General features: G+C 63.6%; 17 protein-coding genes. 7 read left to right on the forward strand and 10 right to left on the reverse strand.

The window, feature by feature from the left end; genetic code table 11:
• The first annotated feature begins 4 nt into the window (after positions 1 to 4).
• From OXI69_01535 to OXI69_01550, 4 genes are all read left to right on the forward strand, one after another.
• The gene (locus OXI69_01535) at positions 5 to 1,024 is read left to right on the forward strand and encodes a phytanoyl-CoA dioxygenase family protein (protein ID MDE2664814.1); all 1,020 of its coding nucleotides are present in this window, start codon (positions 5 to 7) and stop codon (positions 1,022 to 1,024) included.
• A gap of 168 nt (positions 1,025 to 1,192) precedes the next feature.
• The gene (locus tag OXI69_01540) at positions 1,193 to 1,393 is read left to right on the forward strand and encodes a hypothetical protein (GenBank protein MDE2664815.1); all 201 of its coding nucleotides are present in this window, start codon (positions 1,193 to 1,195) and stop codon (positions 1,391 to 1,393) included.
• Positions 1,394 to 1,703: 310 nt separating this feature from the next.
• The gene (locus OXI69_01545; GenBank protein ID MDE2664816.1) at positions 1,704 to 3,434 is read left to right on the forward strand and encodes a hypothetical protein; all 1,731 of its coding nucleotides are present in this window, start codon (positions 1,704 to 1,706) and stop codon (positions 3,432 to 3,434) included.
• A 164-nt stretch (positions 3,435 to 3,598) separates the two neighbouring features.
• Positions 3,599 to 4,846, forward strand: coding sequence for an FAD-dependent oxidoreductase (locus OXI69_01550; protein ID MDE2664817.1), 1,248 nt, complete (start codon positions 3,599 to 3,601; stop codon positions 4,844 to 4,846).
• A gap of 835 nt (positions 4,847 to 5,681) precedes the next feature.
• On the opposite strand, the gene OXI69_01555 is transcribed toward OXI69_01550, so the two are convergent.
• The 9 genes from OXI69_01555 to OXI69_01595 all read right to left on the reverse strand — a co-directional run bounded on the left by OXI69_01555 (position 5,682) and on the right by OXI69_01595 (position 18,604).
• Entirely contained in the window at positions 5,682 to 7,061 is a 1,380-nt protein-coding gene (locus OXI69_01555) for a mandelate racemase/muconate lactonizing enzyme family protein (protein ID MDE2664818.1), read from the reverse strand.
• A 140-nt stretch (positions 7,062 to 7,201) separates the two neighbouring features.
• Positions 7,202 to 8,869, reverse strand: coding sequence for a family 10 glycosylhydrolase (locus OXI69_01560; GenBank protein ID MDE2664819.1), 1,668 nt, complete (start codon positions 8,867 to 8,869; stop codon positions 7,202 to 7,204).
• 237 nt (positions 8,870 to 9,106) lie between these two features.
• A complete protein-coding gene (locus OXI69_01565; GenBank protein MDE2664820.1) occupies positions 9,107 to 10,486 on the reverse strand; it encodes a hypothetical protein in 1,380 nt (459 codons plus the stop codon).
• A gap of 203 nt (positions 10,487 to 10,689) precedes the next feature.
• On the reverse strand, positions 10,690 to 11,418 hold the full coding sequence (locus OXI69_01570) for an NAD(P)-dependent oxidoreductase (protein ID MDE2664821.1): 729 nt from the start codon (positions 11,416 to 11,418) through the stop codon (positions 10,690 to 10,692).
• A 21-nt stretch (positions 11,419 to 11,439) separates the two neighbouring features.
• Positions 11,440 to 12,237: an NAD(P)-dependent oxidoreductase gene (locus OXI69_01575; protein ID MDE2664822.1), complete on the reverse strand. Its 798-nt coding sequence runs from the start codon at positions 12,235 to 12,237 to the stop codon at positions 11,440 to 11,442.
• Positions 12,234 to 13,928, reverse strand: coding sequence for a hypothetical protein (locus tag OXI69_01580; GenBank protein ID MDE2664823.1), 1,695 nt, complete (start codon positions 13,926 to 13,928; stop codon positions 12,234 to 12,236). The genes OXI69_01575 and OXI69_01580 overlap by 4 nt, the downstream gene beginning before the upstream one ends.
• Positions 13,929 to 13,977: 49 nt before the next feature.
• Positions 13,978 to 15,678: a hypothetical protein gene (locus OXI69_01585; GenBank protein MDE2664824.1), complete on the reverse strand. Its 1,701-nt coding sequence runs from the start codon at positions 15,676 to 15,678 to the stop codon at positions 13,978 to 13,980.
• A gap of 149 nt (positions 15,679 to 15,827) precedes the next feature.
• Positions 15,828 to 17,402: a hypothetical protein gene (locus tag OXI69_01590; protein MDE2664825.1), complete on the reverse strand. Its 1,575-nt coding sequence runs from the start codon at positions 17,400 to 17,402 to the stop codon at positions 15,828 to 15,830.
• Entirely contained in the window at positions 17,399 to 18,604 is a 1,206-nt protein-coding gene (locus OXI69_01595; GenBank protein ID MDE2664826.1) for a Gfo/Idh/MocA family oxidoreductase, read from the reverse strand. Before OXI69_01595 ends, OXI69_01590 begins: the two co-directional genes overlap by 4 nt.
• A 429-nt stretch (positions 18,605 to 19,033) precedes the next feature.
• Here OXI69_01595 and OXI69_01600 point away from each other — a divergent pair, with 429 nt between their 5' ends.
• Positions 19,034 to 19,789, forward strand: coding sequence for an aldolase/citrate lyase family protein (locus tag OXI69_01600; GenBank protein ID MDE2664827.1), 756 nt, complete (start codon positions 19,034 to 19,036; stop codon positions 19,787 to 19,789).
• A gap of 12 nt (positions 19,790 to 19,801) precedes the next feature.
• Here OXI69_01600 and OXI69_01605 read toward each other — a convergent pair whose 3' ends face one another.
• Entirely contained in the window at positions 19,802 to 20,980 is a 1,179-nt protein-coding gene (locus tag OXI69_01605; protein MDE2664828.1) for a GNAT family N-acetyltransferase, read from the reverse strand.
• A 223-nt stretch (positions 20,981 to 21,203) separates the two neighbouring features.
• Between OXI69_01605 and OXI69_01610 the strand changes: the two genes are divergently transcribed.
• Positions 21,204 to 24,056, forward strand: coding sequence for a VCBS repeat-containing protein (locus OXI69_01610; GenBank protein MDE2664829.1), 2,853 nt, complete (start codon positions 21,204 to 21,206; stop codon positions 24,054 to 24,056).
• A 37-nt stretch (positions 24,057 to 24,093) separates the two neighbouring features.
• Positions 24,094 to 24,990 carry a dihydrodipicolinate synthase family protein gene (locus OXI69_01615; GenBank protein ID MDE2664830.1) on the forward strand — a complete coding sequence of 299 codons (897 nt, stop codon included), beginning with the start codon at positions 24,094 to 24,096 and terminating at the stop codon, positions 24,988 to 24,990.
• Positions 24,991 to 25,009: the final 19 nt, after the last annotated feature.

The following is a 25,009-nucleotide window of genomic DNA, read 5'->3' on the forward strand; positions in this document are numbered from 1 at the left end:
TCTCGTGAAGCCATTTTTGGATTCCACGGGCATTGTTGGCGATGCATCCGAACTGAGACGGCGAATGGATCGGGATGGCTATCTGTACGTCAGGGGGCTGTTGCCGCACGGGCTGCTGGAGGAACTGCGCCTGAAGTGGCTCGGGGTCCTGGAGGAAGTCGGTTGGCTGGAGGACGGGGCCGGGGAGGGAGGCATTGCCAACCTGGAGGCCTTCTGCGTGGAGCCCGAACGGCCCTACATGGAAGTCATGACCCGGGTGTTGTCGATCATGGAATTCCAGTCCATCCAGCACCATCCCGACCTGCTGGCGGTCGTGGAGCGGCTGGTGGGAGGTAAGGTCCTGCCCCATCCACGATTGATCGGTCGGACCATCTTTCCCCAAAAAATCGAGTACACCACCCCGCCGCATCAGGACTGGGTCCCCATCCAGGGGACGGCGGAGACCTACACGGCCTGGTTCCCGGTGAGCGACCTGGCAGGGGAGATGGGGGGCTTGCAGCTCTCTTCCGGTTCTCATCGGGGCGGAGTCTACGAATTCCGCCCTGCGCTGGGGGCCGGTGGCATGGAGGTGACGGATAAGCTGCCGGGAGAGTGGGTTCACAACCCGGTGGAGCAGGGCGACGTGCTTTTCTTTCACAGCCTGATGGTTCACAAGGGCGTCGCCAACCGAAGCAAACGGCTGCGCCTCTCCATGGACGCCCGGTTCCAGAGAGTCGACCAACCCATCGCTCCCGGAAGCCTGGAACCCCACGGAAAGGAAGTTCGCAACTGGGAGCAGGTCTATGCCGATTGGCCCCCTGACAGCCCGTTAAAATATTATTGGCGGAAACTTCCACTCAAGATTCAACCCTTCGATCCCAGCTATTTCGAGAAGCGGGACCGGTTGGGCCTGGAGTTGGGTGCAGCCGGGGATCCCCGGGCCCGCTCGGTCCTGCAACGCATCGTCGCCCGGGACACCGACCCGGCGAAACGCGCCAGGGCCGCCAGCCTGCTGGCCCAACTGGCGCAACAGGCCGGTAGCTGATCCACATTTCCGGCCAATGGTTATGATAGGCTGTCTTAAACGCCGGGGGGCGGTGCGGCAAAGGCAGCCGTGAAGGCGCTTCCTCCGGCATTGGAGATAGTTGCCAAAAGGTCTCGGTCAGTGGGGAACCACTTCCGGGCCTGGGGCTGACGAGGAACCGGATCCGCCATGTATAGCCTGTTACACTCCCTCCCTCTTTCCCGAATCGCATTGGAACAGCTTCCCGCTGCAGCGGGCGCCCTGATCGTGGCTGAAAGCTTCTACAAGTTTGGAAGTTTCAGCCTCGAGTGCCTGGCTTTTCTAGCCACCTGGTACGCATTCGATCTGGTTCTTTCCCTGTTTCGCAGAAGGCGCCGGGGATCGATCTGACCAGGGTTGCCAGTGGCCGCTGCCCGGCTTCCGCCCCCAACCGCATCAGCCTTCAACTGGCGGCTCGGCTTCTGCAACTCCCCCTCAGGGTGAGCGTAATTCCTTTTTCCTGGTCCTTCGTGTCCCTTCGCGGATCACTCTCTTGTGACCCGTCCCTGACCGTGGCAGATCGCTTCGTGGGTCACTCTTTTCGGGTGCTGCCGGGCTGAAGCCGAGGAAACCTTCTCCGGGATCTATCTTTTCCGACGGCGACTTGCTATCATTTCGGGATCCATATCAGCAAAAAGCGACATCGCCGGGGAGAACCAGGATGCAACCGATCACCAGACGAAGTTTCATGATTGTAGGAGCCGGTGGATTGGCTCAGTTGCTGCATGCCGGCCCCAGGCCCAAGCGGGCCGGAGCAGTCGGCAAGAAGCGGCGGCTTCTGTTCAATTGGGACGGGTCCATGATTCACTGCTGGGGCCGAACCGCATTGCCCCATTCCTATGGTCCCCTCACGCGGGAGCAGTTTACCTCTCTGGTATTCGACCCCATCGAGAACACGGGCGTGGACACCCTCATGTTCAGTTTCGGTAGCGGCAACGTGGCCGAATATCAGAGCAACGTGCTGGAGTGGCCGGGCGAGGCCGACCGGTTCAAGTTTCCGGAGAGCAAGACCTGGCACGGCGGGACGGAGGTCGATCCCAAGGACCAGTATCTCAACCCCAAGAGCCTGGCGGACGCCGGCCACAATCCTCCCAAGGTGATCGTGGAGGAGTGCCGCAAGCGCGGCCTGGATGCTTTCGTCTCCCTCAGGATGAATGACATCCATGACGGCCAGCACGCCAGAGGCGCCTTGCCCAACCCGGAACTGCCCACCTTCAAGCGAATCAACCCCGACTGGTTGGTGGATGATCTCGACTGGTGGACGGCGCTGAACTTCGCCCATCCCAGAGTCCGGGCCCTGAAGCTCAAGGTCGCCGAGGAGTTCTTCGATCGCTGGGATTTCGATGGCATCGAGTTGGACTGGTTGCGGCACACGCTCTACTTCCAACGGGGTACCGAGCGAGAAAACGGGAAGTACCTGACCGAGTTCATGCGCACCATCCGCAAGAGCCTTAACGAGAAGGCCAAGCGCCGGGGCCGGCCCATCGAGATTGCCATCCGCATCCCGGAGAAGCTGGAGTGGTGCGCACTGGGCGGTTTCGAAATCGAAAAGTGGATCGAAGAGGATCTGGCGGATATGCTGATCCTGGGTCAGGGCCTGACCGAGCTGCCGACTCTTAGCGAGTTTCGAGGCCTGATGAAGGCTCGCCAACTTCCCATCTATCCCAGCCTCTACAGTTACGGGAACAGCTACCGCGTCAGCCCGGACGAGGTTATTCGAGGGAGCGCCTCCAATCTGTGGCGGGACGGCGCCGACGGCCTTTACACCTTCAACTGGTTCATGTATGGCAGTTGGCGGAAACACCTGCTGAACGAGATCGGCGATCCCAAGCGCATGAGGAAAAAGGACAAGCACTACACGGCCGTTCAGCGGTTCGAGGCCAGCCCCCGAGCCCCGGGCGCCGACTACGTGCGCTACAACACGGTTTCCAAGGGAGCCCCAGTCCCCTTCAACTTGAACGTGGCCGACGGCGCCAAATCGCTTTACATGCCGGTTGCCGACGACTTCAAGACCAGCAAGCCCAAGACGGCCGAGCTGTGGATGGCGCTGGACTATTCCAAGCCGGGGGACCGTCTGACGGTTTCGGTGGGTGACACCGTGCTGGAGCCCGCCGGAGTGGATGTGGCCTCCAGCTGGCAGGACGTGGGTTACCGAATCGCCCCCTTGCCCGGCAACGGCATGATCGGATTTCCTGCCGACAAACCCTTCGACATGCATTTCAAGGCCTTGAAGTTTCAGGTTCCCATCGCGGCCCTCAAGAGTGGCCGCAACCCGGTGTCCATTCGGCTCAACTACCGGGGGCCCGGTTCGGACAAGCCCCTGAGGATCAGGCGAGTCGAGCTGGTCACCCGAATGTCCGAGACCCGCACCATCAGCCGCGCTGCGGTGTAGCCCATATCTGATTTGGGGCTCCTGTCTCGCCCTCCCGTTCGACGACGGTGGGTGGCCGCTCCGCCCGGAGCGGCCGGTTGGGGTCTCGTCCGTCAGCAGTACCCCTTTTACAACTCATTCACGTTATTGCGGTTTCAGTACAGGTGTACAGTCAGGTCAAGGCAATGGCGGAAGAATCGGATGTCCTGGTGATTGGTGGCGGGGCGGTGGGGGTCTGCACGGCCTACTTCCTGGCCCAGAGGGGTTGCCGGGTTACCTTGATCGAGAAGGGGGAGATCTGTTCCGGCTGCTCTTACGGCAACGCCTGCATGATCGTGCCCAGTCACGCCATGCCGGTCCCGGCGCCGGGCGTCATCGGCAAGTCCCTGAAGTGGATGTTCAGGGAAGACAGCCCGCTGTTGATCAGGCCCCGGGTCGACTGGCAGCTCTATTCCTGGCTGCTGCAGTTCGCCGCCTCCTGCCGCCGCCGGCCCATGGAACGAGCCATCCCCGTTTTGCGGGACATGGGCCGCACAAGCCTGCTCCTGTTTCGGGAGTTGGCTGCCACCGAAGAGCTCAGCTTCGACTTCGAGCAGCGGGGGCTGATGAGCGTCTACACCACGGCGGCCGGAATGGAGGAGGGCAGGGAGGAGGCCGAGATCATGGCCAGGCACGGCATGGATCTCAAGGTCCTGTCAGGGGACCAGGCCCGGGAACTGGAGCCCGCGCTCAACCGGAGGGTGGTAGGCGCTCTCTATTCCGCCGAGGACGCCCATGGCAATTCCCATCGGTTTGTCACCGGCCTGGGAGAAACCCTCGGCAGGCATGGGGTGGCCGTCAGGACGGGGACCCAAGTAACCGGCTGGTTGCGTGAGGGAGGACGGCCTGCCGGAGTCCGAACGGAGCAGGGAGATTTCCGCGCCCGTGAAATCGTTTTGGCCATGGGGTCCTGGACACCCTTGCTGGCCCGGGAACTGGGAGTCCGGGTCCCGGTTCAGGCCGGAAAGGGGTACAGCCTGACCATGGACCGGCCGGCGCTCAGCCCGAAGATTCCCCTCATCCACGCGGAAAGAAAAGTAGCGGTGACTCCCATCGGCAGTCGCCTGCGATTCGCGGGAACCATGGAGTTTGCCGGGATCGATCTGAGCTTGAACCCGACCCGTACCGATGCCATCCGGCGGGGGGCTCTGGAGGTGCTCTCAGGGGCCGAAAATCCCGCCAACGTGGAGCGCTGGTGCGGCTTGCGCCCCTGCACCCCGGACGGGCTGCCCATCATCGACCGGCTTCCCCGCCATCCCCACGTCTACCTCTCCACCGGCCATGCCATGCTGGGGTATACCCACGGCCCCGTCAGCGGCAAGCTGATGGCCGAGATGGTCTGCGGGGAACCACTCTCCCTTCCCTTGGAACCCCTCAGCCTTGGGCGGTTCTGACCGCTGTCTGAAACACCCCGGTTTCACCCTGTTTCAGCCTCCCCGACGTATGGGACGGCGGTGCGCCTGGGTGAATAGTGAATAGTGAATAGTGGAGAGTGAAGAGTGAAGAGCTGTTTGATCGACACGCAAAGCAACTGGTCGGTGGCGGCGCAGTCCTTCAAATAAGTCCCGCCCCCCGCCCTGCCGGGCGGATCATACGAGAGTGAAACTACGAATCTTCATAGCCTGTCGGGAACAAGGATCATGTTCCGTTAGAACGGTGTTCTACCTATTGAACATCGATGCACAGGATGCACAGGATTAACAGGACGAGATCTTCCTGCACCAGAAGCCGGCTCGGGCGATGATCCGGTGCGGATTTGCGGATTCCCGGCATTAGAAGCTAGTGTCCTGTCCCATTAATTCGGTGAATTATTTGAGACGTTAACTCATTGAATTCATTCTAATTTCTAGCCGAAACACTGCAATTGAACTTCTGAGACAGGACACTAGCCGTTTCCTGAAAAAATCCTGTGCATCCTGTGCATCGATGTTAATCATCCTTGTAAGTCACGATGTGGTGGGAAGCGCCCACTACCGGCTTCGCCGCGGTTCTTGTTGCCCCTTCACGGAAAATCCTTTTGTCCCTGGTGCCCTTCATTGACCCCCTTGCCGACCCTTGGCGCATCCCTCTCAAGCCTGCTCCAACCTCTTGGTGGCCATTCGTAGTCCTTCGTGTCACTTCGTGGGTCACTCATTTTTCTGTTGTTTCAAGTAAGGCAAGTCATCGGGCGCTTGCCCGTTCCCGAACCCCGCGGCTGTTCACTCTCCACTATTCACTCTTCACTCCCCACTACGACCCGCTCGTCCAGACGGGACCGGCCTCGGTTCGTTTCCACATCCTTTCGAACTCGGCCGTGCCCACTTCGTCCCAGAAGTCAGTCTCCACCGGATTGGCATAGCCCGGGACAGGTCCCGGGACGTGGGGGCCGTGTCCGGAGTACCGCCGCCCGAATCCCGGCGGACTCAGAAACTTGATGTTGGCGCCCTCGGCATCGGGATCGAAGCGGAAATAGAGGTGCGGCCCCGGACGGTAGCGCACCCTGACCAGGAACCGTGTCTGTTTGGGGCGGGGCGCCCGGGCCAGCCGCTCCAGCTTTTTCCTGTCGATCCTCACCCCGAGACCAGGTCCCTGCGGAACCGCCACGCTGCCGCCCACCACCGGCATGGACTCGACGGTCACGTCTTCCGCCCAGAGATTGCAAAGGGCTACATGGTCCAGAGAGGCCATGGGATAGACGGCCGCCTGGTGGGCCAGGAAGGCCTGGTTGATGGTCCCCCCGGCCATCTGCAGCAGGAAGGGGGTGTTGGTGCTCTCCGCCATGGCCGCCAGCTTCCTGGCTGAGCCGATACCGGCATGGCTGGACATGAACCCGTCAGAGAGCCCCCTGCGCATAAAGACCTCGGCCGGGCCATGGTGGATCAGGATCGGGATGGCGCACTTTTCGCGAAGCAGGCGATAGCCGTCCTGGTCGATGGATCGGATGGGATCTTCGATCCGCCCGGCAATGGGAAATCGTTCCAGCTCCTTGAGGACCGGATAGACGGCTTCGAAGCTGGAATCCTCGTTGAAGTCGTACTGGACTCGAAATCCCCGGGGGGCCGCCTCCTGCATGGCGGCAGTCTGGTCGACCACGTTCTGCAGGACGTCCACGTGGTATTTCATCCAGCGGTAACCGCGTTTCGACAATTGCCTCACTTCTTCGGCCATCTGCCGGGGAGGTTGCGACATCGTCCAGGCGGCGATGGGGACCCAGGACCGCACCCGAGGCCCGATCAGTTTCCAGGCCGGCAGACCCAGCGCCTTGCCCATCAGGTCGTAGACGGCCATGTTCATGGGCAGGTTCCGAGGGTCGTTGATCCAATCGAAGGGACTGGTGCCCAGATAGTCCTTGAAGTCGCTCCAGGGAGATCCCCAATTCTCCCCGTAGCCCTCGATCCCAGCATCGGTCTTGACGATGTAGATGGTCCGCAACCGGCTGTGCAGCCCCTGGTAGCGAAACAGCCACTCGGCATGGTAGTCGTGGTAGGGAGGAAGCACCTCGTGCGCTTCGATTTCGGTTATCTTAATCTTCCGGGCCAGTTGCGAGAACAGCGACGACGACCAGAAGGGCAGGCCGGCCGCGGCCAGCCCGGATTGACGAAGAAAACCGCGCCGGTGAATGAGAGCCATGGTGCCTCCCGGGGAGGGGAAGAAGATATTTTGAGGGCCACGCCCGCTGCAGCTTGATGGCGAAGAAACTTGTTTTTCCAGTCTTTCTACCTGTGTCTTCGTGGTCCTTCGTGTCCCTTCGTGGATAACTCTTTTTTCTTTCAACCGGACTTGTAGTTCACCGACGCCTCCACCAGGCCCAGTCTCAGGGGGGTGGTCAGTTTGGGGGTGCGTTTCACCAGTCGAACCTGGATGACGTTGATTCCCTGCTTCAGGGGCGGGGTGGCGACGTCGTATTCCAGGGTCCCCGTCAGATACTCTCCTTGGTAGGGACCGCGCCTCCTGTTCCAGTAGGAGACCAGGTCGAAGGAGGGGGACTGCTTGTCGGGCAGGCGCTCCCCGTTGAGATGGACCTCGATCTGGTCTTCTAGGGTGCGGTTCTCGAACAGGAGGCGCAGCTTGACACTGTCCAGGGTGCCATTGCGCGTGGCCGATTCCAGGTCATCGGAAATCCTGAGTCGCAGGCGGGGGCCGCCTCCGGGCGGCGTCTCGGTGAGGTCCACCGGGAGCTGCACCGCCGGCACCGCCGATGAAAAGGCTGCGCCGTGGTTGTTCCATGCGCCGGGGAACCAGCGTCGCTTGTCCATCTGGTAGCGTTTGTCCAGGGTGGCCAGCCGCTCGGGGTCGCCGATTTCCCGGAAAAACTGCCGCTTCCAATCCGTTTCCTGGGCGAAGTAGTTGAACAGCTGCAGTCCGTCGGCCCCGCCCTGCCAGAAGCGCATGGCGATGGCTCGGTTGACGTCCAGGTCGGCAGTGGGTCCGCTCATGTAGCGGAGCAGCTCCAGTCCGCCCAGCACCCGGCAATCGGTGCCGCGGGCCGCCTCCACGAACGATTCGAAGGGCATGTCGAAGGGAATGAAGCCCCCTCCCGCAATGAGCAGGTCCACCAGGCCCTCCCGGATCCAGGTGCGCACGTCCAGACCCACCCGCAGGGCGTCGGCGAAGGTGGGCGGGACCCGCATGGCCAGTTCGATCTTGCGGCCGGTCTCCCGGCTTACCTGGTCCCGGCGGCGCTTGATTTGCCGCAGCATGTCGGTCATGTGGTGGTGATTCTCCACCGCCTCGTGCAACTTGAAAAAGGCCGGGTGCCGCATGAAGTCCAGCTCCACGCCGTCCACCTGAAATCGGGTGAAGACCTCGGTGATGGTGGCCGCCATGTGCTCGCGGACTTCCGGGATGGCATAGTTCAAGCCCATGCGGATCCCCCATTCCTTGCTCTCCTTGGAATAGCCGGCGGGGTGCCCGATCAGCCATTGGGGGTGTTTGAGCCGAAACTCGCTGTGGTTGGGGGAGCTGGGATCCACGCCGTAGTGGCTGTTCATGCGAAAGGAGCCGAACAGGCCCATGCCTTCCTCCCGGCACACCTCGGCAAAGGTCGCCAGGGGCCCCTTGCCCGATTCAATGAGTCGCCGGACATTTTCGTAGACGCGCCATTCCCAGTCGCTTTTGAAGGTTCCGTGCCGGCGGCCGAAAACCTCGGCGACCTCGCTCTCATAGTGGTAGACCTCGCGGTCGCCCAGACAGAAGCAGATGGTATCGACCGGGGTTCCCTGGTAGGTCCGGACCACCTGGCGGAAGTGCTCGGCGGTCAGCGGAGGATCGCTCCCCATGATGGCGCCGTCGTGGTTGGACAGCATGCGGCGGCCCTTGTTACCGGCAGGAACGGGGCGGCCCCAGCCCGGATTCACAAGGGGCGAGGTCAAGCCTCCCAACCAGGGGCCGGCCAGCAAGCCGCCGCCGACTGTCTTGAGGAACCGTCTTCGTCTCATGACACCTCCTTGGGGCTCTTGCAAATTTCGGCAGGGGGACCATTACCGGAAATGGCCACAAAAGGCACAAAAACACAATTTGTGACCCTTGTGCTTTTTGTGGTTAGACAGGCCTTATCACCAGGTCGCACCCGATAATGACAATGGCAGAACCTCAGGTTTGCCGGCAAGATGACCTGCCCCGCCACGAATTTTGCAAAAAGCTCCCTTTACAATTGAATCCACTGGCCGCATCGGTCAGGGCTTGCCGGATTGCTCCCACACCGGACCTTCCGCCGTGCGTTCCCACATGGCCTCGAATTCCGCAGAACCGGTCTCGTCCCAGAAGTCGCTGACTACCGGATTGGCATAGCCCGGAACCGGCCCGGGGACGTCGGGCCCGAAGCCGGAGTATCTTTGCCCGAATCCGGGGGGATTGAGGAACCTCACGTTGGCCCCGGGAAGATCGGGGTCGAACCGGAAATAAATGCTGAGGCCGTCTTCATAGCGGGTCCGCACCAGGAAACGGGTTTGCCTGGGCCGCGGGGCCTGGGCCAGCCGCTTCAGCTTCTCCCGGTCGAGGCTGATCCCCAGCCCGGGTCCTTCCGGGAGCGCGACGCTTCCTCCCACCACGGGCATGTCCTCGCGCGTCACCTGCTCCTTCCAGAGATGGCACCCGTTGACATGGTCCAGGACGGCCATGGGAAACACGGCCACTTCATGGGCCAGGAAGGCCTGGTTGATGATGCCGCCCGTCTGTTGGAGCATGAAGGGCGTATTGGTCGACTCCGCCATGGCCGACAGCTTCATGGCGTGGCCTACGGGAGCGTGGCCGCCCATGAAGCCGTCGCAGAGGCCGTCTCTCATGAAGACGTCGTGGGGGCCGTGGTGAATGAGGATGGGGATGGAGCACTTCTCCCGCAGCAGGCGATAGCCGCCGCGATCTTCGGAACGGAAAGGGTCTTCGATCCGTCCGGCGACGGGAAACTTTTCCAACTCCCGCAGCACCGGGTAGACGGCTTCGAAAGTGGAGTCCTCATTGAAGTCGTAGTGAATCTTGAAGCCGGGGGGAGCGACCTTCTGCATGGCCTCGGTCTGATCGATGGCGTTCTGCAGGACATCCACGTGGTACTTGAGCCAGTGGTAGCCACGCCGGGATACGTCAAGCACTTCCTCCGCCATTTCTTCAGGCGGCCGCGAGACGGTCCAGGCCGCCACCGGTATCCAGGAGCGCACCTTGGGTCCCAGGAGCTTCCAGGCGGGCAGACCCAGAAATTTCCCCATGAGGTCGTAAACCGCCATGTTCATGGGCAGGTTGCCGGTATCGGCCATCCAGTCGAACGGGTCGCTGCCCAGGTAGTCCTTGAACCGCCCCTTCCGCAGAGGGCCGCCGCTCTCTCCGTAACCCTCCAGTCCCGTGTCCGTCTTGACCACGTAGATGATGCGTCTCTGCAGGGAGAGTCCGTGATATCGGAAGAGCGTCTCGGCATTGTAGTCTTGAAAGGGGGCGACCACTTCGTGCTCCTCGATCTCGACGATTTTCATCCTCGCCCGGGCTTCGGACAAGAGGGAAAGGTGAAAAGGAGCCAGCCCCGCTCCCAGGGCGGCGGTCTTCAATAGACGGCGGCGATGGATCATGGGTCTGTCCGTTGAGCTATTTGCAATATTCGCGGCGGGGCAGGTCATTGTCCCGGCGAACCTGAGGTTCTGCCTATTTCAATTTCGGGTGCGACCTGGCGACCAAGGCTGTCTAACCCCAAAAGGCACAAATGTCACAAGTTGTGTTTCTGTGCCTATTGTGGCCATTGCCGTAAGCCCATGGATACAGAGTCGGAAGGCCTTCAGGGCCGGCGCCAGAGGTAGGCCAGGTCGTCCTTGGGCTTGAAGCCCAGCACCCGCCTGGTCTTTTCGTTGAGAAATTTCCCCTGGGGCATGTCCGCGCAGATGAAGAAGATTTCGCAGCGGGAAGGCAGCCGGTCCAGTTCGATCTCCAGGCCGAGCCGGAAGGCCTCACCGGCGTCGTCCCAGGAGACGATGAAGGGCACTCCTCCCGAGCCCCGCTTCACCTGCTTGGGATCGCGAAAGTTGTAGAACAGGTAGTCCAGGACGTAGACGTCGTGGTGTTGGCTGAACACCCGGCAGATCTCCTGGCCCAGGGACTTGGTCAGGGCGTAGAGGATGGTGCTGGGGTGGGGAGGGACGTCGGGCGTGATGCCGTGGTCGATGCCCTCGTAGAGGGGACCGGTGATGGTGAAGTGGGGTCCGGTGTTGATGACCCGGCGAATCCCATGGTCCACGGCCGCCTGCATGATGTTGTAGCAGCCCAGGGCGTTCACGTCGAAGGCGATCCGCCGGTGCTCCCTCAGCACCGAAAGGTTGAGGATGGCGTCCATCCCCTCGGCGGCACGCTGCACCTGCTCCATGGAGCTGACATCCACCCTCCGGAAGGGATGGGGCGTGTCCTCCTTGGGGGGCTTTATATCGGTGAGCAGGAGTTGGTGGTGGTCCTCTAGCGCCTTGACCACGTGAGGTCCCAGGTAGCCGGTGGCGCCGATGATGAGCACTTTCATGGACTTGACCTGATATTCTCCTCAGGGCCTGAACGAGGGCCGGTAGCCCAATGCCCCCTTGGCGTTGGCGACCGGAAAGCGGGAGCCGGGGAACTCCGACTGCACGTGGAAGATTCTCCAGCGGCCTACTCCCTGGGCGTGGTCGGAGAGCTTGGCGTCCAGGGCGCCGGCGACTGCCTGTGCCACTTCCCGTTCCTCCACCCACAGGGGGTCGGCGGCTTGTCCCTTGACGGCCGCGGCCTTTATCACCTTGCCGAGTCGAAGCACGATCACCTGCAGCTTTTGTTCCCGGGCGAACTCCCGGCAGGTGTACTCGCCCAGGTGCTTGGCCAGCACGGACGGCCGGGTGGTGGGAAGCGGCCGCCAGCGTTCGCTGACCAGGAAGTCCTCCTCGTAGCCCGTCATCAGCTCCAGTGTGCTGAGAAAGAGAAGACGGTCGACCCCGGCGTCCACGGCGGCCCTGGCCAGGTTGTAGGTCCTGCGGGTCAGGTGGTCGATCTGTTCCCGCTCGTCCGCGCCCGCAGGCGGCTCGGCCACGTGGACGATGGCCTCCACCCCCTGCACCAGCTCGTCGGTGGCCGAGTCGTGATCCAGTTGGCAGGCAGTGAAGGGGAAACGGCTGGGGACAGCCGTCAGACCGGTGAGCCGAACACCGCGGTCGCGGCTGAGGTGGTCGGCAATGACCTGGGCCAGCTCCGTCTCACCGCTGGTGATCAGGACCCGGCGCTCGCTTTGGGAGGAAGCCCGAGCTTCCCGGTCGAGACTGCTGCCGCCCGTCAAGAGAATTCCAGCTCCCTGCAAGAAGTGACGTCGATTCATGCCTTCCCATGCCGATCGTTGAGACTTTCCCGCTCGCCCAGATCGGTCTCCGAGTCCCGCCGCATGTTCTTCCCCAGCAGGTACTTGATCTCCACTTCCAGGTTGCTCACCGCGATCTGAGGCGTGACCTCCGGGTCCCGCTGCTTCAGTTCCACCTCCAGGCGGTTCAGGCCCCTGGCCGGCCAGTGGTCCGCGTCCAGCTTGTAAACATACCAGTAACCGAACTGGAAGAAGCGCGGGATCTTGAGCTTAAACATTTCGTTGATCTTGCGCAACCTCGAATCGGGAAGCGGCTTCCCGTTCAGCCGGAAGACGATGCGGTCCAGCTCGGTGGTGTTGGACATCCGGACCCGCAACAGGACCTGGTGAACCCGCCCCGTCCTGGCCCAACGCGTCAGCTCGTCGCTGATCCTGAATTCCAGGCTCACCGGCCGGTCGACTTCCAGCTCCGCCGGGAGATGCCGCCCGCCCCGGTCGGGGTAGCGTCCCGTGGTCGTCTGCAGGAAATAGTATTTGTCCCGGGGAGCCATGACATCGGGATGGGGCAGCTCCCTTAGCCGCTCGTAAAAGGAGCTCCGGTAGGGCCAGGTGCTGAACCACTGGGCCACGTAGAGCCCGTCCACCCCCTGGTCCCACAGATTACAGGCGGCGGCCCGGGTGACGGGGAGGGTGGACTCCATCAGGCGATCGGAATCCACCGTGCTGGGGAGGTAGCCGTGAACGCGGCAAGAGGATCCACGCGCGGCCGACAGCATCGGCCCCAGGTCCAGCATCGGATCGAAACGGCCGGGCCCCTGCGGGACGAGCACGTCCACGATGCCTTGCCGCAGCCATTCCCGGATGTCCATGCCCACCGATTCGCACTGCTCCAGGCTGGCCGGCACTCGCAGCACCAGTTCGCGCCCCTCCCCGCTCCGCTTCACCGCCCGGTATACCCGCCGGATCCACTCGGTCATGATCCGGCGCCCGGGCTCGACCTCGTCGGGGCGGAAGTAGTAGGGCATGTAGTTGAGCTGCAGCTCGAAGCCGTCCACCGGGTAGCGCTGCAGCGTTTCCTCGATCAGGGCGAACCGCTCCCGGCGCACTGCCTCGTGCTTGAAGTCCAGACCGTGGAAACCGGGGAAGGACGGATCCACTCCGCCCCCGGCGCCGAATTCCAGGTGGCGGTGGTTCAGGCGGAACTCAGAGGCGCGGGTGTCCTCCCCGCGCTTTCCGGTCCCCTGCTGGACCAGCAGCACCGGGTAGATCAGCATTCCCCGGCTCCGGGCCCGGTCGCAGACGACGCGGAGCGGGTCCTGGCCGGCCCGGATCAGGCCCTTGGCGTTCTGGTAGGCGCGGCGGAAGATGAGGTGGGGCCATTTGCTGTTCCTGAGGTGGTCTCCCCAGAGCTCGCCCACCCGGGTGTCGTGCAGCACGGTGCGGCCGTCACCCATGGTGAACATCAGGGCTTCCACCGGGGTCCCCAGCAATTCGTCCACGGCCGACTCGAACTGCTCCTTTCGCATGGGGGGCTCGTACATGTAGATGAGGGGATGACGGCCGTCGTGGTAGAACATGATGCGGGGCTTGCGGTCTGCCCCGCCGTCAGCCGAAGCGGAGGCTTGCACCGCCCGCGCGTGCGGGGAAGGGGAGGCCGCCCCGCCGGCGAGGCCGGCTGCGGCAGCTGTCTGGAAGAAGCGGCGCCGTTTCATGGGTTGCTTCACCACCCCGGGGCGTCAGGATCCCCAGGGGTTGCAGACCTCAGTCTGTCAGGGACTGCACTTCACCCAGGTCGGGGTCCTGTCCCCGGTGAAAGTTCTTGCCCATCAGGTACTTGATGTCCAGCTCCAGGTCTCTCAGGAAGATCTGGGGAGTGATGTCGGGATCTCTTTGGGCCAGGGTGATCTCCACCGTGTTGCTGCCCTTGCGCGGCCAGTGGCTGCGGTCCAGCCGGTAGATGTGCCAGTAGCAGTTGTTGACCCGGTAGCGCGGCGCCACCATGCGGTAGAGCTGATTGATCTTGCGCAAGCCGGACACGGGAAGGGCCTTCCCGTTCAGGCGAAAGCTGAACCGGTCCAGCTCGGTGGAATTGATCACTCTGGCCCGCAGCAGGACTTCATGGACGCGGCCGTCCTTGTGCCAGCGGAGCAGATCGTCGCTGACGGTCATCTCCACCTTGACCGGCCGGTTGACCTTCAGATCGGCCGGCAACTGCATGGAGAGTCCGGGCTCGGTGGAAGGACTGGGGTAACGGCCGGTCATGGTGGTCACGAAGTAGGTCTTGTCCTTGGGGGCCATTACCTCGGGATAGGGGAGCTCGCGCAGCTTTTCGTAGAAGTCTCCCTCGTAGGGCCAGTTGCTGAACCAATGGGCCAGGTAGAGCCCGTCGACGCCCTGGTCCCAGTAGTTGCAGGCCGCGGCCCGTATCATCTTGACGGTGGCCTCGCCCAGCCGATCGGAGTCGACGTGGCTGTGGATGGCCGCGTGGACTCGGCACGGGGATCCCTTGGCGGCCGCCACCAGGGGGCGGAAGTCGGCGTTCTGGTCCACCAGCTCGGGACCCGAGAAGTTTTGGCCGATGAGCACGTCCACGATTCCCTGGCGGATCCATTCCCGGACGTCGAGCCCCACCGAGTAGCAACCCTCGATGCTGGTGGGAATGCGGATGGCCAGCTCGCGCTGGGCGCCGCTCTGCTTGACGGCGCGGTGCACCCGGGCGACCCACTCCGTCATGATGGGGCGCCCCGCATCCACCTCGTCCGGCCGGAAATAGTAGGGCATGTAGTCGAGCTGAAGCTCGAAGCCGTCCACCGGGTAGCGGTTCAGGGTTTCCTCGACCAGGGCGAACCGCTCGTTCCGCACTTCGTCGTGCTTGAAGTCCAGGCCGTGGAATCCCGGAAACTCGGGATCCACCCCGCCGCCGGCCCCAATCTCCAGGTGAGTGTTGTCGAATCGAAAATCCGAGCCACGGGTGTCTGTTCCCCGCTTGCCGGTGCCCTGCTGAACCAGCAGCACCGGGTAGATCAGGATCCCCTTGGCCCTGGCCCGGTCGCAAACGACGCGCAGCGGATCGTGTCCGGCGTCGATGAGCCCCCGGGCGTTCTGGTGGGCCCGCCGGAAGATCAGGTGTGGCCATTTCTTGACGTTGTGCCCCCACAGTTCGCCCACTTGGGTGTCGTGCAGCACCGTCCGGCCGTCTCCCATGGTGAACATGATGGCTTCGATGGGGGTCCCCAGCAGCTCGTCCACGGCCGTTTCGAACTCTTCCTTCTGCATGGGAGGTTCGTACATGTAGATCAGCGGGTGCCGCCCGTCGTGGTAGAACATCATGGTGGGCTTTCGACCGGACGAATCGGTGGGTGCCGGTTTCGGGCCCGGTTGAGCCGCAGCCTTCTTGGCCCCCAACAGGCCGAGTGAGGCGGCGCCGGCCAAGGTTCTCGAGAGGAAGCTTCTTCGTCGCATCGTGGTTCACTCCTTCTGACAAAAAAGGATTGCAGGGTTTCCATCGGCTGGCGCCAACGGATGAATCCGGACACCGCTTTGGGGGTTCACTCAAACTGCCGGGACAACATCGCCCGGGAGGGAGGGCGCCCCGCCCGCATCCGGTCCGTCTACAGCATGTCGGGTCTGTCGGAAATGGACCGGGGACCCTCGTACTCGACCAGGATTTCCATCCGGTCAATGGTGACCCCTCCGCCCAGCCCCTCGGGACGGGAGGCCAGCCGGGCCGACAGCACATTCTCCCCGGGGCGAGGCAGCGCTTTGCGGAGGGTGTACTCCAGCCACTGGAAATCGTAGCGGTGGCTGGTGCGCCGCATGGATTCTCCCCCCAGCGAGCTCCCGTTGAGGCTCAACTCCAGGTTGTCGGCGGCCACCAGGTTCCGCACTCTCAGCAGCAACCGAGTCCGACCCACCCGGTCCGACCGGCAGTCGTCGGCGACATAAAAGGGGACGGATGAGCTCTTCGGGCTCTTCCCCTCCAACTGCAACGGGAGCGGGTGGTCGTAGCCCAGGGCGGCCGCATCCTCCACGCGCGGGGAGACGAAGTAGTGCTTGGTCCGTTCCTTGACGGCTTCGGGGTCGCCGATGTCGGTCAGCAGCGCCCGCTCTTCCTCCCGGAAGGGCCAGGGGAACCAGGGGGCCACGATCAGTCCGTCCGCCCCCTTGGCCCAGTAGTTGGCGATGGCCGCGCGCAGCATGGCCGGGCTGGCATGCTTCTCGTGCTGCATGAAGTAGGGCTGCAGAACAGGGTAGACCTCGGCCCCGGCCGGCCGGGCCAGTTCGACCAGCGGCTCGAAGGGCAGATTGGGGTCCAGCAGGAAGTAACCGTAGTAGAGGGGCGCCAGGTAGTCGACCAGCTTCTCCTCCACCCAGGTCCTTACGTCCAGTCCCAGCGAACGATTCATGGCCTCGGTCGGAAAGACCCGGGCCCCCACGATCCGGTTCTCTCCCTTGCTTCGAATCATCTCCGAGAGCCGGCGCACGTAGGCGGTCATCAGGGGCGTGTGGCCTTCGACCTCGCTCGGCTTGAAATAGTAGGGAGTGAAGGCGAAATCGTACTCGATGCCTTCGGCCGGGTAGCTTGCCAGTTCCTCCATCCAGGAGAACTGCGTGTCCCTGACCCAGGGATGGGCGAAGTCCATGTTGTTCTCCAGGCGGCCTCCGCCTCCGGCGGCCGGTCCCGAGGTGCCGATGACATAGCGAGGGTCCCTGGGTGCTCCGCCCATGCGCATGCTGATGATGAAGTCCAGATGGCGTTGGTGCGCCCGATCGATCAGCACCTGCAAGGGGTCCAGCCCCCGATCGATCAGGCTCTGCATGTTGTACCAGGCCCGCCAGTAATAGGAGCTGTCGAAGGGGAGCGCCTGCGACATGGCCCGCCGGCCCACCTTGGTGTCGCTGAACAGCCCGCCTCCGGTTTCCACCCCGTAGATCAGCGTATCTACCGAGGTCTCCACCAGTTCGTCCACCGGACGCCAGGCGTCCTCCATGGTCATGGGCGGTTCGAAGGCGTAGAGGTAGTAGTGGCGGGCGTCGTTGAAGTACATGGTGCGCCGCGGCCTGGATCCCCGCTTTGGCTTGGATTGCGGCCCGGCTGCCGAAGCAGCTCCGCTTGGGGCCAGAAGGCCCGGGGCCGCCAGGGCGGCTCCGCCCAGAAATTGCCGGCGATTCAGAGCAGGTTTCACAGGATCCCCCCTGCCGCGTCGTCAGTCGATTGCGGGTTCTCGGTGGCGTCTCCTCCCAGCCAGCGGTAGGGCCTCGGATACAACGCCAGCGCTCGGTCCTTCAGAGGGAGCTGGACAGGACGATTGCCTTGCAGGGCCGAAAGCTTGCAGGCAATGGCCACCTCGAGAGCCTGTCTCAGGTCGTGGCCCGAGATCCACAGTTCGCTCCCGCTTCTGACGGCATCCACGAAGGAACGGATGGAGGCCACCAGGTAGTCGTCGCCCTTTCGCAGGCCGGGAACCTGGTCCAGGATACGGCGCCAGGAGAAGAGGCGATAGCCGGGATCGATGAGACGGCGGGAACCGCCGCTGCCGGTCCCCTGGTAGATTTCGGGTTTCGCCCATTTCCAGCGGACGAGGGCGTCCTCGCTCCACACGTCCACCCCGCTGAGCTGTCGGGTCCCGTAGGGTTGGGTGAGCCCGAAGACCTGGCAATCGGGCCCGCGGCTCATTCGGAACAGGGCATTGACGTTGAGCCCCTTGTCATCCTTTTGCTTGAGGGCCTCCGGAGGCCCGGCCCATGCCATGACCTCTTCGACCTCGGCGCCGGCAAAGAGGCGCAGCACGGAAATGTGTTGGCAACCTCCGCCGGAGATCTCGCCTCCGAATCCGTGCACGGCCATTCCCAGAGGCTGACCGTATTTACCCGCGTTCAAGCGTTGGCCGGCTTCCTGAACTTCGGGCATGGCACGCTGCAGATTGCCACCCGCAAAAACGACTCCCCGTTTCCGACAGGCTTCCACCATGGCATCGGCATCAGCCAGCCTGGCGGCCATGGGTTTGTCGGTGGACACACCCTTGACCCCGGCTTCGGCACAGGCGATAACGGCTTCCTTCATGTATTTGCTGGGCGTGATGACAGCCGCCAAGTCGGGAACGACTTCCTTCAGCATGGCGTTGACATCCTTGAAGAGCGCCTTGACTCCGAAGCGTTCTCCCACGATCTTGCGCCGTTCCGGATTCCACTCGGCAATGGCGACCAGTTCGGTGTCGGGCAGAGCCCGATAGACCTCGGCGAAGTACTGTCCCATGCGACCGCAACCGATGATGCCGACACGATATTTCTCTTTGGAGGGGCGGCCGCCGGCCAGGGAAGGCAGTGTGGCCAGGCCGGCGGAAGCTGCCATCGACTGACTCAGAAATTTCCTGCGGTTGATTTTCATGCTCTAGGTTTCTCTTGCTTGAGGCAATCCAGGCGGGAAAAGGCCGCCGGCCGGCCTCCAAACCTCGAGGTCCCACCTGCCAGCGCGAATCGGAACGAAGACGCGGCCTGTTCACGGAATGTCCGGGACAGGAGCCTATGACAAAGCTTCTGCCGGGTCAAGGTACAAACTCCGATCCGCGGGAGCCGATCAGGGGTCGATGGCTCGCCGGTGTCGCCAGGGGCGAAGACGCCCCGGCCGAATGTTGCCTTGGGTGCGTCTGGTGGTTGCAGGGAAAACAGTGGATGCGAAGAAGACGGTTCCTGCAGGCAGGAATCTCTCCTCTGGCGGTGTCGCCGCCGCACCGGCTCTGTTTTGGACCGGGGAAAACGTTTTGTTGCTGGCGGTGCGGTCTTGGGGTATGTTCACCCAAAGGAGGCGAAAGAGAATATGCGAGGGAATCGAGTCAAGGAAAAGCTCAACAAGGGAGAGGTGGCCATTGCCGTCGGAGGACACAGCCATACCAGCGACACCATCGACTTTCTGGGTCCACTCGGCTTTGACGGGATCTGGCTGGAGGGGGAGCACGGTTCGGTGAGCTGGGGGGGGATCGGCGATCTCTCCAGGGCGTGCGACCTGTGGGGAATGGCTTCGGTCGCCCGCCTGCACCAGAACGATCCCGGAGTGATCACGCGCGTTCTGGACCTGGGTGTCAACGGCATCGTGGTCCCTCACGTCAGCAGAAGGGCCGAGGCGGAACGGGTTGTGGAATCGGCCTTTTTTGCGCCGGCGGGCAGGCGGGGCATCTTCTCAGGCAGGAGATCCTACGGCACCTCCGACTTTCATGAGCGGGCCAACCTGGAGACTCTGGTCATCGTCCTGATCGAGGAGATGCAGGCGGTGGAGAATCTGGAGGATATCCTTTCGGTCGACCACATCGACGTCTTTTTCGTGGCGCCCGGGGATCTGGCCCAGACCATGGGGATGGTCGGCAAGCACAGGGACCCCAAGGTGGAAGCGGTGGTGGAGGAGGCGATTCGACAGATCGTGGCCTCGGGGAGGACGCCAGGCGCGCTGGGGTACGAGGACAAACTGCAGCACTACTACGATTTGGGGGTACGGTTCTTCCTGACCAACTACAATGCCTGGCTCGAGGAGGCCGGACGCGCCTACCTGGACAGGGTCGCCGCGGTCAGGCCGGGATAGACGAACCGCCGCTCACACGTAGTCCAGCATCCAGATGTGGAAGCCGAAGGGGAAGGCCCGATCCAGGCCCTCGGCGGCTTCCTGCGCAAGGTCGAGGATCTGGGACGGCTTTTCGGGTCCGAAGACCAGCCGCGCAGCCTGGCGAAGAGAAAGCTCCTGCCCGCCGTCCTGAGGGCTGGAGCTTCGGCCTCCGCCGACCTCCAGATCGGTCCCGTCCCACCTCAGGTCCACGCGCTCTCCCGTTTCACGGACCGACAGGCTCACCTGGCCGGCGCATCCCGTCAGGCGACTCTTCAGACAGGGAGAGAGCTGCTGCAGCAGATTCCCCAGAGAAAGAATCCTCACCATCTTCAGGCCGCAGCCGTCGGCTATCTCCATGGGGATGCGGGTTCGGCAGCCGCGACCGGTCAACAGCTCGGTCATGGGATTGTCGGGGAGGGGCACGAACACCTGCATCCGTTCGCCTGCCGGCTCGGGCAGCACCCGGGCCAGCAGCGAGGACAGGGCCCCTGAGGTCCCCCCCCACTCCACCACCCCCGACTTGTTGTAAGCCCGGGCAACCACCAGGTAGCCTTCCACCCGTCCCTTCTCCTCCGCCACCCAGACTTCCGACTTGGGAAGGCTGAGCAGCGTCAGGTATTCGGCCTGAGTCCGGGTCAACCGGCGCGGTTGGCCCTCGTGAATCTCGATGATCCTGTCCAAGTCAGTCCCGCCTTGAAACGGGCGAACGGGCAGAAGCTGCTCGAACCGGCCGGCCAGTTGGGGTTCCACCTGGTAGGCCCAGCCGTTGGACCCCACCACCTCCCAGCCCAGGCGCCGGTAAAAGTCCCGGGCGGGTCCGGTCCACAGCAGCCCGAAGGCGTCGCCCCGGGCGGCCATGGCCTCGACGGCGTCCTCCATGATCCTGCTGGCGGCTCCGCGCCGCCGGCGTTCCGGATCGGTGGCCACGGCGCAGATCATGCTGACGGGAAGGGCGCAGCCGTGCTCCCGCAACTCCCGGCGCGCCATGGCCGCATGGCTGAAGATGTTGCCGCCCTCCGACACCACCCGAAGGTTGTCCAGGTTGCCCGGGGTGAAAACCAGGGGGTAATCGGTGGACATGTCCTGGCCGACGCCGGTCCTGAAGACCTTGTTCACCAGGGACAGGGTCTGGTCCAGTTCCTCCGGCCGGACGGGGCGGGCTTCTTCCATGGGAAGACTCCTGACGGCGCTGTTGCCGTTGACAAGGGATGGGTGCTTCTTGACCGGGGATTCTAGTCGGCCCCTCGAACGGGAGTCAAGGAGGGTAGGGAGTCAAGAAACCCTATTGACAAAAGGGCGGGCTTGCTTCTGAATGACGGGGACCGGTACTTCGAGAAATTTGTGGAGACGATGGTCGGCAAGGCCTGCCCGGTCTCCGGCAGGGAGTGAGCTCATGGCTGCAACACCAGGCAGAATGATGATCTCGGGTCTTGCGGCGGTCTGTGTCCTGTTGGCGTGGGGCGGGTCTCAATACCGATCTCAAGATTCAATTGCCTCCAAGCGCTGGACCGTCTCCAGCTTTCTGGAGTTCAATCGGGGAACCCTGGGCGACGCCGGCGCCAACACCTACGTCACCGCCGCCGGGGAGGTGAAGCTCATCAACCTCTGGGACCTCAACCGGGACGGTTTCATCGACATCGTCCTCCCCAACACCCATGACAACAACGAGCAGATCGATCTCTTCATCTACTGGGGCGTGGACGAGAACCATGTCGGGCGCCGCACCCGTCTTCCCAGTGGCGGCGGAACCGGCCAGGCCCTGGGCGATCTCAATGGGGATGGCTTCACCGACCTGGTGGTGGTCAACGGGCGCAACGGAATCAAGAGCAACCTGGACAGCTTCATCTACTGGGGCGGCGCCCAGGGCTTTGACGCCGGGCGCAGAACCGAGTTGCCGACCCTGGGAGGCATGGCGGCTGCCGTCGCCGACCTCAATGGGGACGGCTCTCCCGAGATCGTCTTCGCCAACAGCGCCTGGACCGGCGGCCGGCCTTCCGGCCCCGAGAACGCCTCCTTCCTCTATTGGGGTTCGAAGGAGGGGTTTTCCGTCGAGCGGCGCCAGTCCCTGCCCACCGCCGCGGCCACCGACGTGGCTGTCTCGGACCTCGACCGGGACGGCTTTCCCGAGATCGTCTTCGCCAACGAGGGAAGCGGCGCCGATCTCGGCGGCGCCATGATCTATTGGGGCGGCGCCGGAGGGAAATACTCGGCCGACCGCCGCACAGTGTTGCCCGGGGAGCGCAGCTCGGCCGTGGCCCTGGCCGATCTCAACGGAGACCGGGTCCCCGAGATCGTTCTGGCCAACCGCTACCGTCCGCTCATGCGCGAGCCCGACGACCGCAGCGAGTGGGATACCGACGTCGACAGCGAATCCATCCGTTCCTTCGTCTACTGGGGATCGAGCCGGGGCTACAGCGCCGAGAGCCGCCTGGAGCTGCCGACCGTGGCGGCCAGCGGCGTGGCGGCGGCGGATCTCGACAAGGATGGGCTGCCGGACCTGGTTTTCGCCAACGGACCCCAGAAGTCCGGCCATGCCGCGCCCGGGCCGGGGAGCGGCTCGCCCATTTTCTGGAACAGCGCCGACGGATTCGAGCCTCGCCGCCGAACCGTCCTGCCCACCCTGAATCCGACCGACTGCCTCATCGAGGACCTGAACCGGGACGGTTACCCCGACCTGGTCTTCAGCAACGAGCACAACGCCCGTTCCCACCGGGCGCCCTCCTACGTCTACTGGGGCGGTCCGGCGGGGTTCGACACCACTCGACGGCTGGAGTTGACCACCCTGGGGGCAGCCGCCGCCGGCAGCGCCGATTTCGATCGGGACGGCAAGTCCGACCTGGTCTTTGTGAACCGCATCGACGGTTCAGCGGGCGACCCGGTGCCGGCCTATATCTACTGGGGCAATGAAGAGGGCAAGTACAGCGTGGATCAGCGCCTGGATCTCTACCACCCCTTCGGTTCCCCCGGGGAGGGGTACTCCTCCGCCGATATCGACAACGACGGCTGGGTGGACATCTACATGGGAGGTCCGGAATCGGCGATCTACTGGGGTTCGCCCCGGGGCTTCAGCTCAACCCGCAAGACCGTGGTCTCCTCCGAGATGGCTTTCTCGGCCCGGGCAGCCGACTTCAATCGAGACGGCTACCTGGACCTGGTCCTCAGCGAGTATGCCGCCAGGCATGGGACCGACCTCTATTGGGGCGGCCCCATGGGATTTGCCCGCAACCATCGCTTCACCTTTCAGGTGGAGGGCGTCCGCTGCCAGAGCATTGCCGACCTGAACGGGGACGGCTGGCTGGACGTGGTTTTCCCAACGGTCAATCGCGAGCTGGTGATCTTCTGGAACGGCCCCGACGGCTTCGACAACGCCAACAGGAAGACCCTGCCGGCGGGCCTGGCAGTTGCCACCGAGATCGCCGACCTCAACGGAGACGGTTGGCTGGAACTGCTGGCGACCAACCTGATGTCGGCCGAAGGGGGGCGGGAGAGCGACGTTCTGGTCTACTGGGGAGCGGCCGCGGGCTACCAGGCGGAGCGGGTGACGCGGCTGCCCGCCATGGGGCCGGAGGGGGTGGCCGTGGCCGACCTCAACGCGGACGGCCTCCTGGATATCGTGGCTACCAGCTACCATGCGGGCGAGACCCGCTCCCACCCCTCCTACATCTACTGGAACGCCGATGGCAGGTTCGACGCCTCCCGCGTCACCCACATCCCCACCCACTCGGGTTCGGGCGTGATGGCCGCCGATTTCAACAACGACGGCGTCACCGACCTGCTGTTTGCCTGCCACAAGCTGAAGAGCGCCCACCGCAACCTGTCCTTTCTCTACGAGGGGACTCCCCAGGGCTTCTCTCCCGAAAGGCGCCAGCTTCTTCCGGGACTCGGCCCCCATTTCCTGGCCGGGGTGGACGTGGGGCACGTCTCCGATCGGGGAGACCGCTACGATTACGTTTCAGAAGTCTTCGACGCCGGGAGCCCGGTGCGCTTCCAGACCCTCGCTTGGGAAGGCGAAACGCCCTTTGCCTCGGCCGTCGAGTTCCAGGTGAGAGGAGCAGACAGTATCGAAGCCCTCCGCCAGGCTGCCTGGAGCGGGCCCGACGGCGAAGGCAGCCTCTACGCCGGCCGCCGCGTTTCGCTGAAGGGACTGGAGACCCCGACCCGCTACCTGCAGTTCAAAGCGACGCTGGTCGGCCCCAACGGGACCGGAGCCCCGGTCCTGCGTTCCGTATCCATCGATTACCGCTGAGCCACGCGGAAACAGCGCATCAGGAGGTGACTCGCCCATGAAGGAACTCAAGGGAATCTATCCGGCCATCATGACCCCGTTCGACGCCCATGGCGCCGTCAGCGAGGCCGGTCTGCGCAAATTGGTGCGGCATGCCCTGGAGGTCGGCGTAAACGGCTTTTACGTCTGCGGGGGAGGGGGTGAAGGCCTGCTGCTGACGGTGCCGGAGCGTCAGCAGGTGCTCGAAATCGTGCTGGATGCCGTCCAGGGCAGGGTCCCGGTGATTGCACACGTGGGGGCCTTCCAGAATCCCGACGCGGTGAGCCTGGCCCGTCATGCCGGTCGGGCGGGAGCCGATGCGGTGGCCAGCATGCCCCCTGCCTATTTTTATCAGCCCGACCTGGACGGACTGGTCGAGTTCTATCGGCAGGTGGCCGAGGCGGCCGAGCGTCCGGTGCTGGCCTACAACATTCCCGGCCGCATTGCCCTCAACCTGGACACCCGCATCTTCGAGCGGCTCATCCGCATTCCGGGCGTGGTGGGCCTCAAGGATTCCAGCGGCAATCTGACCCAGATAACCCTGACGGCCGCCATCGACGACGGCAGGATTACCGTGTTCAACGGCGAGGACCAGGTGCTCTGGTACGGGTTGATGGCCGGCTGCGTGGGAGGGATCGGTTCCACCTATCCGGTGATGCTGAAGGTGTTCGTGAACCTCTACCGCGCCTTCCTGGACCGTGACTGGGAGCGGGGCCTGGAACTGCAGAGGGGAATCAACCGGACGGTGCGAGTGCTGGCGGGCTTCAACGTCCTGGCCGCCATGAAGCAGATTCTCAAGTGGCTGGATCTGGATTGCGGAGACCCCCGGCCTCCCAACCCTCCCCTTGCCGCCGACGATGCCCGCCAGCTCAAGTTGGGCTTGGAGAAGATCGGCTTTTTCGAATGGAGGCGCTGATCGGCTGCGGGGTCATTGG

It is taken from the genome of Acidobacteriota bacterium, from assembly GCA_028875575.1.
Classification (GTDB): Bacteria; Acidobacteriota; Terriglobia; order Versatilivoradales; family Versatilivoraceae; genus Versatilivorator.

Excerpts from the sequence above, each read along its gene's own strand:
- OXI69_01550 (MDE2664817.1), top strand. The coding sequence starts at position 3,599 with ATGGCGGAAGAATCGGATGTCCTGGTGATTGGTGGCGGGGCGGTGGGG.
- OXI69_01595 (MDE2664826.1), bottom strand. The coding sequence starts at position 18,604 with ATGAAAATCAACCGCAGGAAATTTCTGAGTCAGTCGATGGCAGCTTCC.
- OXI69_01575 (MDE2664822.1), bottom strand. The coding sequence starts at position 12,237 with ATGAATCGACGTCACTTCTTGCAGGGAGCTGGAATTCTCTTGACGGGC.
- OXI69_01555 (MDE2664818.1), bottom strand. The coding sequence starts at position 7,061 with ATGGCTCTCATTCACCGGCGCGGTTTTCTTCGTCAATCCGGGCTGGCC.
- OXI69_01560 (MDE2664819.1), bottom strand. The coding sequence starts at position 8,869 with ATGAGACGAAGACGGTTCCTCAAGACAGTCGGCGGCGGCTTGCTGGCC.
- OXI69_01610 (MDE2664829.1), top strand. The coding sequence starts at position 21,204 with ATGGCTGCAACACCAGGCAGAATGATGATCTCGGGTCTTGCGGCGGTC.
- OXI69_01585 (MDE2664824.1), bottom strand. The coding sequence starts at position 15,678 with ATGCGACGAAGAAGCTTCCTCTCGAGAACCTTGGCCGGCGCCGCCTCA.
- OXI69_01565 (MDE2664820.1), bottom strand. The coding sequence starts at position 10,486 with ATGATCCATCGCCGCCGTCTATTGAAGACCGCCGCCCTGGGAGCGGGG.
- OXI69_01570 (MDE2664821.1), bottom strand. The coding sequence starts at position 11,418 with ATGAAAGTGCTCATCATCGGCGCCACCGGCTACCTGGGACCTCACGTG.
- OXI69_01615 (MDE2664830.1), top strand. The coding sequence starts at position 24,094 with ATGAAGGAACTCAAGGGAATCTATCCGGCCATCATGACCCCGTTCGAC.
- OXI69_01580 (MDE2664823.1), bottom strand. The coding sequence starts at position 13,928 with ATGAAACGGCGCCGCTTCTTCCAGACAGCTGCCGCAGCCGGCCTCGCC.
- OXI69_01545 (MDE2664816.1), top strand. The coding sequence starts at position 1,704 with ATGCAACCGATCACCAGACGAAGTTTCATGATTGTAGGAGCCGGTGGA.
- OXI69_01600 (MDE2664827.1), top strand. The coding sequence starts at position 19,034 with ATGCGAGGGAATCGAGTCAAGGAAAAGCTCAACAAGGGAGAGGTGGCC.
- OXI69_01540 (MDE2664815.1), top strand. The coding sequence starts at position 1,193 with ATGTATAGCCTGTTACACTCCCTCCCTCTTTCCCGAATCGCATTGGAA.
- OXI69_01605 (MDE2664828.1), bottom strand. The coding sequence starts at position 20,980 with ATGGAAGAAGCCCGCCCCGTCCGGCCGGAGGAACTGGACCAGACCCTG.